Raw genomic sequence first — 16,797 nt, 5'->3', positions numbered from 1 at the left:
GCGTCGCCGCACGCTCGCAACGGCTGCTCGATTCCCGAGCGAGATGGATCCGCGAGCCTCCTCGCGGGACGTTCCTCCAGCGCCCCTTGAGAACGGCGCGCGACCGTGTCCGTGCTCGATCACCCATGCGGAAGGACGGACGATGCTGACACGACGGGGAGTCATCAGGCTGGGGGCGGTCGCCGCCGGAGCGGCGGCCGTGCCGGGGACGGCGGTCCTCGGACGGGGCGGGCGCGCATGGGCGGACGTCACCGCGCCGCCGCCGTTCTCGGTGCCGCTGAGCCTGCCCGAGGTGGCCGTCCCGGTGCGCCGGACGGCGACCACCGACTACTACGACATGACGATCCGGCACGGCGCCGCGGAGATCCTGCCCGGCGTCAGCACCCCGATCATGGGCTACGAGGGACGCTTCCCGGGGCCGACCATCCGCGCCGAGGCGGGCCGCCGGGTCGTCGTCCGGCAGACGAACGCGATGATGCACGAGACCGTGGTCCACCTGCACGGCGGCCTCGTCGCGCCCGGCCAGGACGGGCATCCGGCCGACTCCATCGCCCCCGGCGCGTACCGGGAGTACGTCTACGACAACCGGCAGCCCTCGGCGACGCTCTGGTACCACGACCACAGCCACCACATGGAGGCCGAGATGGTCTTCCGCGGGCTGGCCGGGTTCTACCTGGTCGGCGACCGCCGGGAGCGCCGCCTCGGCCTGCCGTCCGGCCGCTACGACGTGCCGCTGATGCTGCGCGACGCGCGCTTCGACGAGCAGGGGCGGCTGCTCTTCGAGATGGACGACTTCCGGTACCGCAACACCCTCCTGGTCAACGGCCGGCCGCAGCCGTACATGAAGGTGGACGGCCGCAAGTACCGGCTGCGGCTGCTCAACGGCTCCAACGAGCGGTACTTCACGCTGCGGCTCGGCGAGGGCGACGGGGACGCGATGACGGTCATCGCGTCCGACGGCGGCCTGCTGCCCGCCCCCGTCACCGCCACGAGCATCACGCTGTCGCCGGCCGAGCGCGTGGACGTGGTCGTGGACTTCTCCCGCTACCGGCCCGGCACCCGGGTCGTCCTGCACAACGCCGACGGGACGGACGAGGCGACCACCGGCGTCATGCGGTTCGACGTCGGGCACCGCGTCCCCGACCTCAGCCGCGTCCCCGAGCGGCTCGGCCACGCCCGCGACCTCGGCGAGGCCGTGGTCACCCGCGACATCGAGATGAAGCTCGACCTGTCCATCGGCGCGTTCGTCATCGACGGCAAGACGTTCGACATGGACCGCGTCGACACGAAGATCAAGCGCGGGGAGACCGAGATCTGGCGCGTGCACAACCGCGACGTGCGGCCGTCGGTCCCGCACAACTTCCACGTGCACGGCACCCACTTCCAGGTGCTGGACCGCAACGGGCAGCCCGTCACCGGGCACGAGGCGGGCCGCAAGGACACCGTCGCCGTGCCGATCGGCGGCGACGTGCGGCTCAAGGTCCGCTTCGACCGGTACCTCGGGCGCTACCTCTACCACTGCCACCTCCTCGACCACTCGTCCATGGGAATGATGGCGCAGGCCGAGGTCATCGGGTGAACGAGGTCACCACCGTCGCTCCAGAGGTGCTCTAGCCCAGCGCGACACCGTTTCAGTTCCCGACCCGGCGACGTCCAGGAGGAATCCCCAACATGGCGGGACACACCGACAACTCGATCGTCATCAACGCGCCGATGGACCTGCTCTGGGACATGACCAACGACGTCGAGTCGTGGCCCCGGCTGTTCAGCGAGTACGGCTCGGCGGAGATCCTGGAGCGCGACGGCGACACCGTCCGCTTCCGGCTCGCGCTGCACCCCGACGAGAACGGCACGGTCTGGAGCTGGGTGTCCGAGCGCACCCCGAATCCGGAAACCCGCACGGTGGACGCGCACCGCGTGGAGACCGGCGTCTTCCAGTACATGAACCTGCACTGGGAGTACGAGCACGTCGACGGCGGCGTGCGGATGCGCTGGACGCAGGACTTCGCGATGAAGCCGGACGCCCCGCTGGACGACGCGGGCATGACCGAGCGCCTCAACCGCAACACGGCGGTCCAGATGGAGCGCATCAAGCGGATCGTCGAGGAGGCCGCCGAGCGCGCCGCGGGCGGCGTCCGCTTCGACCACACCGGCCGCCGCGTCCTCGTCACCGGCGGCACCCGGGGCCTCGGGCGGGCGATCACGCTGGCGTTCGCCCGCGCGGGCGCGAACGTGCTGACCTGCCACCGCCAGGACGGCCCCGCCGTCGACAGCCTGGTCAAGGAGCTGGCCGAGACGCCCGGGAACCACAAGGTCGTCAAGGCCGACATCGGGGACGAGGCCGGCGTCGAGCACCTCATCGCCGAGTGCCGCGCCCACCTCGGCTCGCTCGACGTGCTCGTCAACAACGCCGGCGCGATCAGCCACGTGCCGTTCGAGAAGCTCGGCGCGGACGAGTGGCGACGCATCCTGGACATCAACCTGACCGGTACCTTCCTGGTCACCCAGCGGGCCCTGCCGCTGCTGACGCCCGGCGCCTCGATCATCAACGTCGGCTCGAAGGTGGCCACGGTCGGCATCCCGCTGCGCGCCCACTACACCGCGTCCAAGGCCGGCCTCACCGGCCTGACCCGGTCGCTGTGCAAGGAGCTCGGCCCGCTGGGCTACCGCGTGAACCTCGTCGCGCCCGGCCCGGTGCAGACCGAAGAGGAGGTCCCGCCCGAGGTGCAGGAGCGGTACCAGCGGCTCACCGCGCTCGGCCGGCTGGGGCAGCCCGCCGACATCGCCGGCGCGGTGCTCTTCCTCGCGAGCGACCTCGGCGCGTGGATCAGCGGGGAGACCCTCAACGTCGACGGAGGAATCTGACATGGGCGCGACGGACAGCGGCGCGGCCGCCGGCGGGGCGCCGGGCGGCGGCATCTTCCGCGTCATGCTGCGGATGAACATCCACCCCGGCAAGGAGCAGGAGTTCGAGGAGACCTGGTACAAGGTCGGGCACGCGATCACCGAGGACCCCGCCAACCTGCGCCAGTGGCTGTCGCGCAGCGACGACGAGGACGGCGTGTACTACGTCGTCAGCGACTGGGTGAGCGAGCCGGGCTTCCGCGAGTTCGAGCGCAGCCCCCAGCATCTGGAGCACCGCACCAGGCTGCACCCGTTCCGGGAGTCGGCGTCGATGGTCACCATGCACGTCGTCTACGAGATGACCGGCCGGGCCCTGCTCGGCGGGCCGCCGGCCCAGCCGGCCTCGCCGCGCTAGCGGACCGCTCCGGTGCCCGCCGTGGCCGCGGTGAGCGCGAGCCAGGTGCGGCGCAGCCCGTCCGGCAGCGAGGTCCGCGGCCGCCAGCCGAGGACCTCACGGGCGCGCCGCACGTCGAACCACACGTCGCGGCGGTCGAACCCGCGGGCGGGCAGCCGCTCCACACGCGGCTCCCGCCCGATCGCCGCGGCGACGGACCGGGCCAGCTCGCCGAGGGACACCGGCACGCCGGAGCCGACGTTGAACACCTCCGGCGCGTCCGGCTCGGGCCGCAGGCGGGCGAGGTGACGGGCGTGCAGGAACGCCTCGACGACGTCGTCCACGAACACGTAGTCGCGGCACACCTCCGGCGGCCCGTACAGCCGCAGCGGCAGCCCGGCCGCCGCGGCCTCCAGCCAGTGCCCGACGACGCCCTGCATGGTCCCGGTCCGCTGGCCGGGGCCGTAGGCGTTGGCGATCCGCACCACGACCGGGCGCACCGCGTCGCGCGCCTCGAACAGCGCCCGTTCGAGCTCCGCCTTGGCCCGGCCGTACGCGGAGGCCGGGCCGATCGGGGAGGTCTCCCGGTACGGCGGGTCCGCGTCCGGCGCGTACACGGCGCCGGCGCTGCCGGCCAGGATCAGCGCCGGGCGGTCCCCGGCGCGGCGCAGCGCGGCCAGCAGCCCGGTGAACGCGGCGTGGTCGGCGGCGACCCGCTCGGGATGCCGCTCGGCGAGGGCCGGGTTCACGGTGCTGGCCAGATAGAAGATCGTCCGGGCGGTGCGCAGGGCGGGCGCGGGGCGCCCGTCCACCACCGCCGGGGTCGCGCGGGTGACGGGCGCCGTGGGAACGCCCGCCATCGTCAGCGCCTCGGTGAGCCGGGTGCCGATGAATCCGCCCGCTCCCACCACGGCCACCGGTTCCGGTTCCGTGTCGATGTTCCTGTGCGTAACCACGTCCCGAACGGTTCCAGCGGCGGCTCGACGGCCGCTGTGAGCCGGATCGAGGCGCCCCGAACGAGGAAGAGGTACGTGTGATGCACGTTCTGGTCACCGGCGGTGCCGGGTTCATCGGATCCCGGGTGGCGGCGGCGCTGCTGGCCGCCGGACACCGGGTGCGCGTGGTGGACGCCCTGCTGCCCGAGCTGCACTTCGGCCCGCCGCGGCTGCCCGACGGCGTGGAGTTCGTGCACGCCGACCTGCGGGACGAGGACGCCGTGCGGAGGGCGCTGGACGGCGTCGACGCGGTCAGCCACCACGCGGCGATGGTGGGGCGCGGGCGGGAGATCCTGGACGCCCGCCGGTACGCCGACTGCAACGACCTCGGCACCGCGACGCTGCTCGTCGGGATGGTCGAGGCGCGCGTGGAGCGGCTCGCCTACGCCAGCTCCGTGGTGGTCTACGGGGAGGGCCGGTACCGCTGCCCCCGGCACGGCCTGGTGCGTCCGCGGCGCAGGACGGTGCCGGACCTGGACGCCGGCCGGTTCGAGCCGCGCTGCCCGGAGTGCGGGCGCGAGCTGGCCGCCGAGGCGATCGAGGAGGACGACCCGCTCGCCCCCGCGTACAACATCTACGCGGTGACCAAGCTGGCGCAGGAGAACCTCGTGGCGGCCTGGGCGACCGACACGGGCGGGAGCGCCTCGGCGCTGCGGTACCACAGCGTGTACGGGTCCGGGATGCTCGGCAGCTCCTACACCGGCGTGGCGGGCACCTTCCACCACGCCGTGGTGGAGGGGCGCCCGCCCCGGGTGTTCGAGGACGGCCTGCCGCGCCGCGACTTCGTCCACGTGGCCGACGTGGCGGACGCCAACGTCGCCGCGCTGGAGCGGGGCGGGCCGGGGTTCCGCGCCTACAACGTCGGCAGCGGGACCCCGCACACCATCCTCGACGTCGCGAGTTCGCTGGCCGCCGCGGCCGGCGGGCCGCCGCCCGTCGTGACCGGCGAGTACCGGGTGGCGGACGTGCGGCACGTCTTCGCCTCGCCGGCCCGCATCATGGACGAGCTGGGCTGGCGGCCCCGCGTCGGGCTGGAGGCCGGGCTGCGCGAGTTCGCCGCCGACCGCGTCCGCGGCGGGGTGGCCCCGGCCGGAACCTGAACGCGAACCCCGTCGACCTGCGGCGTGTCGTTGTTATCGGCCTTGCCATAACAACGACACGCCGCAGGTCGACGTATCCGGGGTGGCGGACTACCGGGCGGCCCGGCGGCAGACGAAGGCCACGAAGAAGCGGGTCGTGTAGACCTCCACGACCTCGTCGAAGACCTCGTGCAGGAGGGGCTCGACCGCCGCGGAGCGCAGCAGCTGCGTGCGGTACGACGCCCAGCGGACGCGGCCCCCCGTCGCGCGCATGACGACCGCGTTGGCCAGGAACAGCGCGGAGCGGCCGAGGTGCTTGCCCGCCCCGTACCGGCCGCGCTGGTAGTCGTGGTAGTTGTCGATCGTCCACAGGTTGCCGACGAAGGTGCCGCCGGGCTCCACGAACGTCTTCAGCCGCTCCAGGACCTTCCGCACCTGCCCCATGTGGTGGATCGCGTCCACGCAGAGGACGAGCGGCGCGGGCTCGATGCCGTCCAGGGTCCAGAAGTCCCCCTGGCGCAGCGTGAGCCCGGGGTGGTCCACCCGGTCGCCGGTGATCTTGAGCGCGTGCTCGGAGATGTCGTTGGCGAGGATCTCCTTCGCCGAGGTGAGGCCGGCGGCCATCGCGGTGAACTCGCCGGTCCCGCAGGCGAACTCCAGCACCCGGCCGGCGTCCCGGCCGTGCTCCTCGATGTACTCGGCGATCTTCTTCTTCTGCGCGCGGAAGTCGTCGCCTAGCACCGGGCGGCTCTCCACCTCCTCACGGTCCCAGAACCGCCTGGACCAGTAGTCCCGCCCTTCGGGGGCGTGGTCGCCGATGAGCCTGTGACCGGCGCTGACGAAAGTCTCAGCTAGCATGAACGGCCCCTTTCGAAGACGTCGTCACCTCGCCCACGTCCCGCATGCCGCGTGTCGAGGCCCAGGCCGAAGCCTTCGGTATGCCGGTCGAGGTGGCCTAGAAGCCCGGTGGACCGGATGTCGAGCGGACGTCGATCCGCGGGTGCGAGCGTCCTGCGCGGAATCCGTCCGTGACGAGAGGAGCCGCCGTGGGCGAGGGAATGGGACGCCGAGAACTGTTCGGGAGGGGCGGGCGGCTGGTGCCCGCGGTGGGCGCGGCGGCGCTGCTGCCCGCGGCGCTGGCGCCGGACGCGGCGGCCGCGGACACCGAGACGCGGGTGCGGATACCGCTGCCGGGCACGTGGGCGGTCACCGTGACCATCACCGACCTGCCCGACTTCCCGCCCGAGCCGGGCCTGTTCGCGTTCGGCGCGGACGGCCTGCTCACCGGCACCGGCGGCGCGTCGAAGATCGTCGGCTTCGGCACCTGGACCGCCACCGGCGCCGCCACGTTCGCGGTGGACTACCGGCACTACGTCATCTCCGACGACGGCAAGGTGACCGGGACGGTGCGCGTCAAGCAGGCCGGCACGCTGCTGTCGCCGGACAAGCTCACGATGACCGGCGAGGCGGCGCAGGTCGACAACGACGGCAACGTCATCGTCACGCTGCACGCCTCGTCCAAGGGCGAGCGCTACGGCTTCGGCCCGGCCGACCTCGGCCGCTGAGCGTCCGCGGACGCGCTGGGGCCGCCGGCCAGCCGGCGGCCCCAGCGCTTGTAGTAGCGGGCCCGGACGAGCCGCCGCGGCAGCACCCGCGACATGGCGACCCGCCAGCGGTAGTCCAGCCCCGGGACGCAGACCGGCCGCCCGGCCGCCACGGCGCTCAGCGCGTCGCGGGCCACGTCGTCGACGTCGAGCAGCCTGCCGAGCCGCCCCGACTCGCGGTGCCCGGCGGAGCGGTGCAGCCGCGTCCCGCCGGTCGACCCGGGACACAGGGCGGTGACGTGCACGCCGTTCCAGCAGACCTCGCCGTGCAGGCTCTCGCTGAACGACGTCGCGAACGCCTTGGCCGCCGCGTACGGGGCGCCGCCGGGCGCGGGCAGGAAGCCCATCACCGACGAGACGTTGACGACGCCGCCGTGGCCGCGTTCGAGCATCCCGGGCAGCGCCGCCCGCGTCAGCCGCACCAGCGCGCCCGTGTTGAGGGCCAGGCCGTGCGCCAGCTCGGCGGGGTCCCGGCGGGCGAGCGGGCCGATGCCGCCCAGCACCCCGGCCCCGTTGACGAGCAGGTCGACCGGACGGTCCGGGTCGGCCAGCCGCGCGGCGACCCGCTCCAGGCCGGCCGGGTCGGCGAGGTCGGCGGGCAGCGTCTCCACCGCGGCCCCGTGGTCGCGCTCCAGCTCGGCGGCCAGCGCCGCCAGCCGCGTCCCGTCCCGCGCGACCAGGACCAGGGCGGCGCCGTCCGCGGCCAGCCGGCGCGCGAACGCCGCGCCGATGCCGCCCGACGCGCCGGTCACCAGGGCGTTCCGATACCGCGTCATATCCGCTCCTCCGTCGCCAGGGTCACGTCCGCTCCTCCGTCACCAGGCGACCGGCAGGGCCAGCGGGCCCCGGATCATGCCGCCGGTCCGCCACTCCGGGGCCCGGCCGGGCTCGGCGTGCCGCAGCCCGGGGAACCGCTCCAGCAGGGTGCTCAGCGCGACCGCCAGTTCCGCCCGCGCCAGCGCGGCGCCCAGGCAGCGGTGCGCGCCGTGCCCGAACGCCAGGTGCGGGTTGGGGTCGCGGCGCAGGTCGAGCCGGTCGGGGTCGGTGAACACCGCGGCGTCCCGGTTGGCCGAGGTGATCGCCGGGAGCACCGCCTCGCCGGCCTTGATCGGGGTCCCGCCGAGCTCCAGGTCGCGGGTCGCGACCCGGATCGTCCCGCCGCTCGCGGAGACCGCCACGTAGCGCAGCAGCTCCTCGGCCGCCGCCGGCATCAGCGCCGGGTCGGCGCGCAGCTCGGCGAGCTGCGCGGGATGGTCGAGCAGCGTCTGCACCGACCCCGCGATCATGCCGGCGGCCGTCTGGTACCCGGCGACGAGGAGGGTGACGCCGAGCGCGACCAGCTCCTGCTCGCTGAGCCGCTCCTCGTCCTGTGCGGTCACCAGGGAGCTGATGACGTCGTCGCCGGGGTCGGCGCGGCGGTCCGCGACCAGGGAGCGGAAGTAGCCGCGCAGCCCCTCGGCCGCGCGCCGCACCGTCTCGGGGTCGGTGCCGGTGGTGCCCAGGTAGTCGTCGGCCCACGCGCGGAACCGGTCGTGGTCGGGCTCCGGGACGCCCAGCAGCATGCTGATCACCCGGATCGGCAGCGGGGCGGCGTAGCCGGCCACCAGGTCGGCCGGGGGGCCGGCGGCGGCCATGCCGTCCGCCAGTTCCTCGGCGATCGCGCGGATCCGCGGCCGGAACCGGCGCATCCGGTGCGCGGTGAACTCCCCGGCGATCAGCCGCCGCAGCCGGGTGTGCTCCGGCGGGTCCAGCGTGGTGATCGAGCCGGCCTCCAGCGCGATGCCGCGCACCCGCGGCGCGCCCTCCCGGGCGGCGGCGGCGCGGCTCAGCCGCTCGTCCGCCAGCAGCCGGTGGTTGTCGGCGTAGCGGCTGGCCAGCCAGGCCGGCCGCCCGTCGGGCAGCCGGACCCGCGCCACCGGCCGTCGCTCCCGCAGCCGCGCGTACTCGCGCGCCGGATCGGGGCCCGGGGGCACCCGCGGCGGGAACCGCAGCTCCTCCCCGGTCGGGTCGGCGTCGGTCATGTCGGCGTCGGCCGTCTCGGCCATGTCCGCTCCCTGGCTCGGCTGCTTCCGCGACGGCATCGTGGGCCGCCCGGTTCGAGGGCCGCTCGACGCCGGACCGCCGACCGGCCTCGATCACGGCTCGAGGAGGACGCCCGACGCTGGCCGTGTGCGGACGCCGCCGGCGCCCGCCGCGAACAAGCCGACCGGAGGGAGCACCCGTGCTGGACAACGCGCTCGGTGTCGTAGCGCTCTCGGGAAGCGGCATCACCGCGGGCGTGCTGCTCGCCGTGGCCCTCAGCGTCGTCCCCACGCTGCGGGCGGTGTCGCCGCCCCTGTACGTGCGCATCCACCAGCTCCTCGGCCGCAACTGGGACCCCACCATGCCGGTGATCGTGCTGACCTCGGCGCTGACGAGCCTGGTGCTCGCGGTGCTCGCGGACGGCGCGGCGGCCCGGGTGCTGTTCGCCGCCGGCACCGTGCTGCTGGTCGCGGTGTCGGGCGTGTCCCACCTGCTGAACGTCCCGCTGAACCGCCAGGTCAAGAGCCTGGACCCGGACGCGCCGCTGCCCGCGGACTGGCGGGACCCGCGCGCCGAGTGGCGGCGCTGGCACCTGCTGCGCACCGCCCTGGCGATCGCGGCGGTGCTGGTGAACGCGACCGCCGCGGTGATCTGAGGAGTGTCATGAACATAGGACTGCGAGACAGGCGGGCCCTGGTGACCGGCGGCACCCGCGGGGTGGGCCGCGAGGTCGCCCTCGCGGTGGCGCGGGCGGGCGGGCGCGTCGTCGCCGGCTACCACCGGGACGAGACCGCCGCGAAGGAGCTGGCGGCCGAGCTGGACGCCATCGGCGGCGGGCACCGCGTCGTGCGCGCCGACGCCACCACCGAGGAGGGCGCCGAACTGCTGGCCGCCCGCTGCCGCGAGGCGTTCGACGGCCTCGACGTGCTCGTCAACAACCTCGGCGTGGACGCCTCCGCCGGGCTGGCGGAGCTGGGGCACGAGGAGTGGACGCGGGTGCTCGACGCCAACCTCACCTCGATGTACCTGGTCACCCGGGCCGCGCTGGGGGTGCTGGCCGACGGCGCCTCGATCGTCAACGTCGGCAGCTCGCTGGCGCAGCGCGGCGCCCCCGGCCGGGCGCACTACGCGGCGTCCAAGGCGGCCGTGCTCGGGCTGACCAGCTCGCTGAGCAAGGAGCTCGGGCCGCGCGGCATCCGCGTCAACACGGTGCTGCCCGGCTTCGTCGACAAGCGGGACGGCGGCGGCCCGCCGGCCCCGATCCGGGAGCGGCTCGCGGGGATGACCGCGCTCCGCCGGCTGGCCGGTCCCGAGGACGTCGCCGGCGTCGTGCTGTTCCTGGCGGGCGACCTGTCGCGGGCCGTGACCGGGGCGGCCGTCCCGGCCGACTGCGGCGTCTGACCATGCCGGGACTTCGACCATGCCGGTGTTTCGACCATGCCGGACTCTGACCATGCCGGACAAGGAGAACATATGAGCGACGACGACGGCGGCGGACGGATCCTCGGCTTCCTCGGCCTGGGCGTGATGGGCACGGGAATGGCCACGCGCCTGGTCGAGGCGGGATACGAGGTCCGCGTCTACAACCGGACGGCGGCCAAGACAGCGCCGGTGGTCGAGGCGGGGGCGCGGGCGGTGGACACGGCCGCCGAGGCGGTGGACGGGGCCGGCCTCGTGGTCGTGAGCCTCGCCGACGAGCCCGCGGTCGAGAAGGTGCTCTTCGGGGACGCGGCGCCGCGGCTCGCCGAGGGCGCTCTCGTCGTCGACACCTCCACGGTCTCCCCGGACTTCGCCCGGGACGCCGCGCGGCGGCTCGCCGCCCTCGGCGTCCGCCGGGTCGAGGCGTGCGTCTTCGGCAACCCCATGCAGGCCCGGTCCGGGGAGCTGCGGGTGCTCACCGCCGGCGACCCGGCGGACGTGGACGCGGCGCGCGGCGTGCTGGAGGCCGTCGGCAAGGACATCCGGCACTTCGGGCCGCCCGGCTCGGCCGCCGTGATGAAGCTCGTCCTCAACATGCTCATCGGCACGGAGATCGCCGCCCTGGCCGAGGCCGCCGAGCTGGGCCGCGGCGCCGGGCTGGACCGCGACGCCGTCCTGGACTGCGTGGCCTCCAGCGGGGTCGCGTCCATGGTGATGGCGTTCCGCGCGGCGATCATGCGCGAGCGCCGGTACGAGCCCGCCGCCTTCCGCACCCGGCTCATGGCCAAGGACCTGCGGCACGCCGTCGACCTCGCCGCCGTCGCGGGCGGCGGGCTGCCGCTGGCCGAGCGGGCGCTGGAGATCGTGACGCGGGCGATCGACCGCGGGGACGGCGACAAGGACCTGGCCGTGCTCGCCGAGCACGCGTCGCCGGGCACGCACACGACTCACGACAGGGGTGACGCATGACCGACACCACCACCGCGGTGCAGCCGCGAGACGAGGACGACCGCGCCGGCTCCACCGGCTCCGCCGGCCATGACGACCGCGCCGCCTTCGAGGCGCTGGCCGCGCTGCCGGCCCGGCACCGGCTGATGATCCTGACGATGGGCCGGGTCGTCGCGCCGGTCGTGTGGGCCCTCACCGAGCTGGGCGTCCCCGACCGGCTCGCCGGCGGCCCGCTCCCGGTCGGCGAGCTGGCCCGGAGCACCGGCACGCACGAGCCCACGCTGCTGCGGCTGCTGCGGGCCGCGGCGTCCTTCGGGGTGTTCGCCGAGGAGCCCGAGGGCCGGTTCCGGCTGACCGCGATGTCGGAGTTCCTGCGCGCGGACGCCGAGCAGACCGTCCGCGACCTGGTGCTGATGAACGGGACCGAGCTGTTCTGGCGGCCCTACGAGGCGATCCTGCACTCCGCGCGCACCGGCGAGCCGGCGTTCGACCACCTCTTCGGCAAGTCCCTGTTCGCCCATCTGGAGGAGCGGCCGGAGCTCGCGGACATCTTCCACCGCGCGATGACCGCCGCCAGCCGGCGCGGCTCCGCCGCGGTCGCCGCGGTCATCGACCTGCCCCCGGGGTCCCGGGTGGCCGACGTCGGCGGCGGCCAGGGGTACCTGCTGGCCGAGGTGCTGCGCCGGCACCCCGGCTGCCGGGGGCTGCTCTTCGACCGCCCGGCGGCCGTCGAGGGAGGCCGCGGCTTCCTGGGCGAGCGGGGCCTCGCCGACCGCGTCGAGTTCGTCGCCGGCGACTTCTTCGCCGAGATCCCGGCCGGCTGCGACGCCTACCTGCTCAAGCACGTCCTGCACGACTGGGACGACGACCAGGCCGTCCGCATCCTGCGCAACGTGCGGCGGGCCGCCGGCGACGACGGCCGGGTGCACGTGATCGAGATGGTCACCGGCGAGCTGAACACGCTGGACGTCGTGCGGCTGCTGGACATCGACATGCTCGTGTCCGCCGGCGGCGCGGAGCGCTCGGCCGGGGAGTACCGGCGGCTCGCCGCCGCGGCGGGCCTGCGCCTCACCGGGCGGCGCGCCGCCGCCGGAACGACCGTCCTGGAGTTCCGCGCCGACGTCAGCGCGGGCTGAGGACCTGCTCCCGCCGCCCCCGGTCGCCGAGCGCCTCCATCGTCGCGACGAGGGCGGCGGGCGCGGGCAGCGCGGCCACCTCGTCCCGGATCTCGCGCGCGGCCGCGGCGTAGCCGGCGTCCTCCAGGAGGGCGCCGGCTTCCGCGCGGATGCTGTCGACCGTGGTCTCGGCCAGCGGCAGGGAGCGTCCCGCGCCGCTCGCGGCGACCCGCGCGGCGTTGGCCGGCTCGTCCGCGAACGAGGGCACCACCAGTTGGGGCACCCCGAGCACCGCCGCGGTGATCGTGGTGCCGGCGCCGCCCTGGTGGACGATCGCGTCGCAGGCGGGCAGCGACAGGTTGAGCGGCACCGACTCCAGCACGGGCGTGCCGGCCGGCAACTCGCCGATCAGGTGCCGGTGGCCGGTGCCGATCGCGACGAGGATGTCGACGTCCAGGTCGCAGAGCGCCTCCACCGCGGACCGCACCGGGTCCAGGTGGCCGGTCTGCTTGACGAACGTCGTCCCCCACGTGACGCACACGCGCGGCTTCTCGCGCGGGCCGGTGGGCAGGTCCGGGACGATGCCGGACCCGTTGAACGGCACGTACCGCATCATCGCGCGGTTGGGCGCCTCGGCGAGCTGGAGGCGGGGCGGGCACACGTCGAGCGTGACGGCGCCCAGGTGGTCGGCGTCCGGCACGCCGTACCGCTCCAGCATCGGGAGCAGCGCGGGCGACTCGATGTCCCACCGGTCGCAGGTGAAGTCGGTGCCCCACAGGTGGCGCACCAGCGGCAGGCCGAGGACCTCCGCCGCCACCAGCCCGGCGTAGCCGCGCGGCTCGTACACGACGACGTCGGGCCGCCAGCGCCGCGCGAACGCGATGACGTCGTCGGCCATCGCCTCCGCGACGGCCGCGAACATCCGCATCCCGCGGGCGGCCCGCGCCTCCTCGCTGCTCCGCCAGCCCGGGTCCGCCTCGCCGTCCTGGTACCAGACGGCGCCGAGGTCGACGTCGACGCCGGCCTTCACCGCGGGCAGCCCGGTGCCCCGCACCGCCTGCAGGTAGGAGGGCTGGGAGGCGACGGCGACCTCGTGGCCCGCGGCGCGCAGCGCCCAGGCCAGCGGGACCATCGGGAAGAAGTGGGAGGGGGCGGGAAAGGTGGTGAAGAGTACGCGCATTGACGGGTTCCTCGCTCTCGGCTGAGAAAGGGCCCCACGGCGCGGCCCGCCGTGGGCGTGCGGGGCTCAGGAGCCGACGTGGAAGAGGCCGGCGAGCGCGCCCGCGACCACGTCTCCCGCGTCGGCGGTGGGACGGCCGGGGCTGCGCCAGGCGACGAACCCGTCGGGCCGGACGAGCACGGCCCCGTTCGGCGGCATCCCGTGGCGGCCCTCCCACACGTCCCCGGGGTCGTCCAGGTCGTCGCCGTACTGGTGGACGTCCAGCGGGACGCCGAGCCGGTCCGCCGCCGTCCGGGCGCCCGCGGTCCACCGGCCGCCCTCCGGCCCGGCGACGAGCACCGGGCGGTCGCGGTAGAGGTCGAGGGTCGAGATGCGCCGGCCGGCCCGGTATATCCACGCGTGCGGGGCGCGGGTGCCGACCTGCGCGGTCAGCTCTTCGGGCGGGAACGCCTCCGGGCCCTCGCCGCCCGCCCCGTACCGGTAGCCGAAGACGACCGCGTAGTAGGGGGCGGCGGTCTCGTCGGTGTCGAGGACGTTCCGGCCGGTCCGGTCCCGCATCTGCAGCAGGGCCTGCCGCATGGTGAAGGAGGCCACCGGCCTGCGCTCGGCCTCGTAGCCGTCCAGGATCCCCTCGCCGGCGTGCCCGTCCAGCACGGCGGCGAGCTTCCAGGCCAGGTTGTGGACGTCCTGGATGCCCGTGCCGGAGCCGAGCGCCCCCACCGGCGGCATCGCGTGCGCGGCGTCGCCGGCGAGGAACACCCGCCCGTCGCGGAACCGGTCGGCGATGACGGCGCCGATCCGGTAGCGCAGGAGCCGGGTGCCGTCCCGCAGCTGCGGCACGATGCGCGGCCTCAGGTCCGGGTCGCCGACCGCCTTGCGGATCATGTCGGCCGCCTCGGTCGCGTCCACCCGGGTGACCGGGACGCTGAACACCCACCGGTCGGCGCCGTCGTGCGGGACGATCACCGTCCCCGGCACGGGCCGGTCGACGTGGCACACGGCGATGCGGCGGTCGCGGACGTGCCGCGACAGGTCCGCCTCGAACGCCAGGGTCACCGTGTCGCCGAGCAGGCCGGGCCCCTCGCCCGGGATGCCGAGCCGTTCGCGGACCGGGCTGTCCGCGCCGTCCGCGGCGATCATGTACCGGGCCGCGATGGTGCGCTCGGCGCCGGTGTCGCGGTCGGCGACGACGGCGCGCACGCCGTCCGCGTCCTGCTCGAAGGACGTCAGTTCCGTGGCGAAGCACAGCCGGGCGCCGAGCCCGGCGGCCTGCTTGCGCAGCAGCGCCTCCAGCCGGTCCTGGTCGACCGGGACCCACGGGCACGGGCTGAACTCGGCCGGGTCCTCGGCGGGCTCGCCGCCGAGCCTGCTCCGCTCCGGACCGGCGAGGGTCTCCGCCGTGATCATCAGTTCGCCGGTGTTGACGTTGCGCCGGTCCAGGACGTCCTCGGCGAGGCCCGCCTGGCGGAACAGCTCCTGGGTGCGCGGGTTGACCGTGCGGGCCCGGGGGTGCACGAGGATTCCCCGGTGCCGCTCGACCACGGTGACGTGGACGCCGAGCCGGCGCAGGAACACCGCGGCGGACAGGCCCGTGAGCCCGCCGCCGACGACCAGTACGGGAACGGTCTCGTCAGCGGACACGGCATCCTCCGTGGCACGTCACTTCGCGGACGTACACGTCCTGCGGATCGCCGGCCCGCTCGCCGCTCATCGCGAACGCCGACACGAAGCCGTCCGGCGTGTGCGCCAGCCCGGTGTAGGACCCGAGGTACGGGCCGCCGAACCAGCGGAACGCCTTGTCCAAGTCGAACGGCCCGCCGAGGCGCTGCTCCCGGAACCCCCTGCCGTAGGCGCAGCCCGGCCCGTCGCACGTCGCGATCCAGTGGGCGGTGGAGGCGCCGGGCGCGTCGGTGTCGTCGCGCAGGTCGTAGTAGGTGATGGCGAGGGTGCCGTCGGGGGCGGCGTCGATCTGCGGGGTGAACGCCTGGCCGTTGCCGCCGGGCGGCGAGTCGGGCGTCCCGTTCACCCGCCGCGGGGTCGTCCAGGTCCGCCCGCCGTCGGACGAGGAGGTCAGCGCGACCGCGCTGCGGCTCTCGCTGAGCCGCGCGTCGTTCCACACCAGGTAGACCCGGCCCCTGCCGTCCACGGCCGCGTCCGGGACGAGGGAGGCGCCGACGATCGGCGTGGCCGTCCCGGGCAGCACCGGGACGCCCAGCTCGGTGGCCGCGATCGTCGCGGGCGCCGACCAGGTCGTGCCGCCGTCGGTGGAGCGCATGACGCGCAGCAGCTCGGGCCCGTCCGCGGCGGCGGGCGCCGCCGCGGCGGTCGCGGCAGCCCCGCCGGGCGCGAAGGGGCCCTGGTGGAACAGGTTGAGCAGGGTTCCGTCCGGCAGCACCACGATCTGGTTGCCGATCGTGCCGTCGCCGACGGGCGGGCGGTAGACGGAGCGGGCCGGCTCCCACGTCCGGCCGCCGTCGGTGGTGCGGCTGAACAGCAGGTCGTGCGTCTGGTCCGTCTTGCCGTGCCGGTTCCACACCAGGTACGCGCGGCGCGGGTGGCGGGGGTCGACGGTGAGCGCCGGCTTGTCGTGGAAGTACCCGGTCATCGGGTCGGAGGCGACCTCGGCGGGCGCGCTCCAACTCCGCCCGCCGTCGCCGGAGGTGAGGACGGCGACGCCGGTGGTCAGCGGGGCGACCCCGGCGACCATCGCGGTCGCGTAGAGGCGCCCGTCCGGCCCGAAGGTCAGCCACGGGTTGGTGATCCGGCCGTACGGGCCGCCCGAGCAGAGCGTGAGGGGCGGCGTCACCTGCCGCCAGGACCGGCCGCCGTCGGCGGTCACCGCGGTCCCCATGCCGCGGGCGCTGCCGTACGCCCACCGGTCCTGCTGCCAGCCGACGACGCGGCGGCGCGGATCGGCGGGGTCGATCGCCAGCGTCGGCTCGGCCTCGGTGTCCAGCGTGAAGGTGTCGCCGGGGAACGCGTCCACCGTGCACCCGGCGAAGGGGCTGTCCGCCGAGACCCGCGCGGGCGGCGCCGGGGACGCCGCGGCGGCCGGCACCGCCGGCGCGCCCAGCAGCGGGACCGCCAGGGCCGCGGCGAAGAGGGATCGGGATCTGTGTCGCAGCATCGAAGACCTCGCGTCGTCGTGACCCGGCGGAGCTCGGGATGGGCGCCGTCCGCCGGCGGAAGGCCAGGCC

General features: G+C 75.1%; 16 protein-coding genes. 9 read left to right on the top strand and 7 right to left on the bottom strand.

All coding sequences use genetic code 11. The annotated features are described in order from the left end of the window. Positions 1-142 precede the first annotated feature (142 nt). The 3 genes from SM611_RS05500 (at position 143) to SM611_RS05490 (ending at position 3,259) form a co-directional block, all read left to right on the top strand. Positions 143-1,579 carry a multicopper oxidase family protein gene (locus SM611_RS05500; RefSeq protein WP_371947732.1) on the top strand — a complete coding sequence of 479 codons (1,437 nt, stop codon included), beginning with the start codon at positions 143-145 and terminating at the stop codon, positions 1,577-1,579. Positions 1,580-1,671: 92 nt separating this feature from the next. Next, positions 1,672-2,865 (top strand): SDR family oxidoreductase, encoded by a 1,194-nt coding sequence (locus SM611_RS05495; protein WP_371947730.1) that lies wholly within the window; start codon positions 1,672-1,674, stop codon positions 2,863-2,865. Between the two features lies 1 nt (position 2,866). Further along, on the top strand, positions 2,867-3,259 hold the full coding sequence (locus SM611_RS05490; RefSeq protein WP_371947729.1) for an antibiotic biosynthesis monooxygenase family protein: 393 nt from the start codon (positions 2,867-2,869) through the stop codon (positions 3,257-3,259). Here SM611_RS05490 and SM611_RS05485 read toward each other — a convergent pair. Continuing rightward, positions 3,256-4,194 (bottom strand): NAD-dependent epimerase/dehydratase family protein, encoded by a 939-nt coding sequence (locus SM611_RS05485; RefSeq protein ID WP_371947728.1) that lies wholly within the window; start codon positions 4,192-4,194, stop codon positions 3,256-3,258. The two genes, SM611_RS05490 and SM611_RS05485, sit on opposite strands and share 4 nt — an antisense overlap. A gap of 80 nt (positions 4,195-4,274) precedes the next feature. On the opposite strand from SM611_RS05485, the gene SM611_RS05480 reads away from it, so the two are divergent. Further along, positions 4,275-5,333, top strand: a complete 1,059-nt coding sequence (locus SM611_RS05480; protein ID WP_371947726.1) for an NAD-dependent epimerase/dehydratase family protein — start codon at positions 4,275-4,277, stop codon at positions 5,331-5,333. A 90-nt stretch (positions 5,334-5,423) separates the two neighbouring features. On the opposite strand, the gene SM611_RS05475 is transcribed toward SM611_RS05480, so the two are convergent. Further along, on the bottom strand, positions 5,424-6,170 hold the full coding sequence (locus tag SM611_RS05475; RefSeq protein WP_371947724.1) for a class I SAM-dependent methyltransferase: 747 nt from the start codon (positions 6,168-6,170) through the stop codon (positions 5,424-5,426). A 188-nt stretch (positions 6,171-6,358) separates the two neighbouring features. On the opposite strand from SM611_RS05475, the gene SM611_RS05470 reads away from it, so the two are divergent. Further along, positions 6,359-6,877 (top strand): hypothetical protein, encoded by a 519-nt coding sequence (locus tag SM611_RS05470; protein WP_371947722.1) that lies wholly within the window; start codon positions 6,359-6,361, stop codon positions 6,875-6,877. Here the strand turns inward: SM611_RS05470 and SM611_RS05465 are convergent. Both SM611_RS05465 and SM611_RS05460 read right to left on the bottom strand, forming a co-directional pair. After that, entirely contained in the window at positions 6,844-7,692 is an 849-nt protein-coding gene (locus tag SM611_RS05465; RefSeq protein ID WP_371947721.1) for an SDR family NAD(P)-dependent oxidoreductase, read from the bottom strand. The genes SM611_RS05470 and SM611_RS05465 overlap by 34 nt on opposite strands. 39 nt (positions 7,693-7,731) lie before the next feature. Continuing rightward, positions 7,732-8,961, bottom strand: coding sequence for a cytochrome P450 (locus tag SM611_RS05460; RefSeq protein WP_371947720.1), 1,230 nt, complete (start codon positions 8,959-8,961; stop codon positions 7,732-7,734). A 176-nt stretch (positions 8,962-9,137) separates the two neighbouring features. Here SM611_RS05460 and SM611_RS05455 point away from each other — a divergent pair, with 176 nt between their 5' ends. From SM611_RS05455 to SM611_RS05440, 4 genes are all read left to right on the top strand, one after another. Next, positions 9,138-9,593, top strand: coding sequence for an anthrone oxygenase family protein (locus SM611_RS05455; RefSeq protein WP_371947719.1), 456 nt, complete (start codon positions 9,138-9,140; stop codon positions 9,591-9,593). Positions 9,594-9,601: 8 nt separating this feature from the next. Continuing rightward, a complete protein-coding gene (locus SM611_RS05450) occupies positions 9,602-10,339 on the top strand; it encodes an SDR family NAD(P)-dependent oxidoreductase (protein WP_371947717.1) in 738 nt (245 codons plus the stop codon). Positions 10,340-10,411: 72 nt separating this feature from the next. Then, on the top strand, positions 10,412-11,326 hold the full coding sequence (locus SM611_RS05445) for an NAD(P)-dependent oxidoreductase (RefSeq protein WP_371947715.1): 915 nt from the start codon (positions 10,412-10,414) through the stop codon (positions 11,324-11,326). Further along, positions 11,323-12,441: a methyltransferase gene (locus tag SM611_RS05440; protein WP_371947714.1), complete on the top strand. Its 1,119-nt coding sequence runs from the start codon at positions 11,323-11,325 to the stop codon at positions 12,439-12,441. Before SM611_RS05445 ends, SM611_RS05440 begins: the two co-directional genes overlap by 4 nt. On the opposite strand, the gene SM611_RS05435 is transcribed toward SM611_RS05440, so the two are convergent. The 3 genes from SM611_RS05435 to SM611_RS05425 all read right to left on the bottom strand — a co-directional run bounded on the left by SM611_RS05435 (position 12,428) and on the right by SM611_RS05425 (position 16,727). Then, positions 12,428-13,600 (bottom strand): nucleotide disphospho-sugar-binding domain-containing protein, encoded by a 1,173-nt coding sequence (locus tag SM611_RS05435; RefSeq protein ID WP_371947712.1) that lies wholly within the window; start codon positions 13,598-13,600, stop codon positions 12,428-12,430. The two genes, SM611_RS05440 and SM611_RS05435, sit on opposite strands and share 14 nt — an antisense overlap. A 66-nt stretch (positions 13,601-13,666) precedes the next feature. Next, positions 13,667-15,241, bottom strand: a complete 1,575-nt coding sequence (locus tag SM611_RS05430) for an FAD-dependent monooxygenase (RefSeq protein ID WP_371947711.1) — start codon at positions 15,239-15,241, stop codon at positions 13,667-13,669. Then, a complete protein-coding gene (locus SM611_RS05425; RefSeq protein ID WP_371947709.1) occupies positions 15,231-16,727 on the bottom strand; it encodes a sialidase family protein in 1,497 nt (498 codons plus the stop codon). The genes SM611_RS05430 and SM611_RS05425 overlap by 11 nt, the downstream gene beginning before the upstream one ends. Between the last annotated feature and the right edge of the window lie 70 nt (positions 16,728-16,797).

Source organism: Actinomadura monticuli (genome assembly GCF_041463655.1).
GTDB classification, from domain to species: domain Bacteria; phylum Actinomycetota; class Actinomycetes; order Streptosporangiales; family Streptosporangiaceae; genus Spirillospora; species Spirillospora monticuli.
Note: the sequence above shows the minus strand (reverse complement) of the source record. Positions and strands in the feature narration are given on the sequence as shown.

Excerpts from the sequence above, each read along its gene's own strand:
- SM611_RS05450 (WP_371947717.1), top strand. The coding sequence starts at position 9,602 with ATGAACATAGGACTGCGAGACAGGCGGGCCCTGGTGACCGGCGGCACC.
- SM611_RS05495 (WP_371947730.1), top strand. The coding sequence starts at position 1,672 with ATGGCGGGACACACCGACAACTCGATCGTCATCAACGCGCCGATGGAC.
- SM611_RS05425 (WP_371947709.1), bottom strand. The coding sequence starts at position 16,727 with ATGCTGCGACACAGATCCCGATCCCTCTTCGCCGCGGCCCTGGCGGTC.
- SM611_RS05475 (WP_371947724.1), bottom strand. The coding sequence starts at position 6,170 with ATGCTAGCTGAGACTTTCGTCAGCGCCGGTCACAGGCTCATCGGCGAC.
- SM611_RS05490 (WP_371947729.1), top strand. The coding sequence starts at position 2,867 with ATGGGCGCGACGGACAGCGGCGCGGCCGCCGGCGGGGCGCCGGGCGGC.
- SM611_RS05480 (WP_371947726.1), top strand. The coding sequence starts at position 4,275 with ATGCACGTTCTGGTCACCGGCGGTGCCGGGTTCATCGGATCCCGGGTG.
- SM611_RS05440 (WP_371947714.1), top strand. The coding sequence starts at position 11,323 with ATGACCGACACCACCACCGCGGTGCAGCCGCGAGACGAGGACGACCGC.
- SM611_RS05435 (WP_371947712.1), bottom strand. The coding sequence starts at position 13,600 with ATGCGCGTACTCTTCACCACCTTTCCCGCCCCCTCCCACTTCTTCCCG.
- SM611_RS05465 (WP_371947721.1), bottom strand. The coding sequence starts at position 7,692 with ATGACGCGGTATCGGAACGCCCTGGTGACCGGCGCGTCGGGCGGCATC.
- SM611_RS05445 (WP_371947715.1), top strand. The coding sequence starts at position 10,412 with ATGAGCGACGACGACGGCGGCGGACGGATCCTCGGCTTCCTCGGCCTG.
- SM611_RS05500 (WP_371947732.1), top strand. The coding sequence starts at position 143 with ATGCTGACACGACGGGGAGTCATCAGGCTGGGGGCGGTCGCCGCCGGA.
- SM611_RS05460 (WP_371947720.1), bottom strand. The coding sequence starts at position 8,961 with ATGGCCGAGACGGCCGACGCCGACATGACCGACGCCGACCCGACCGGG.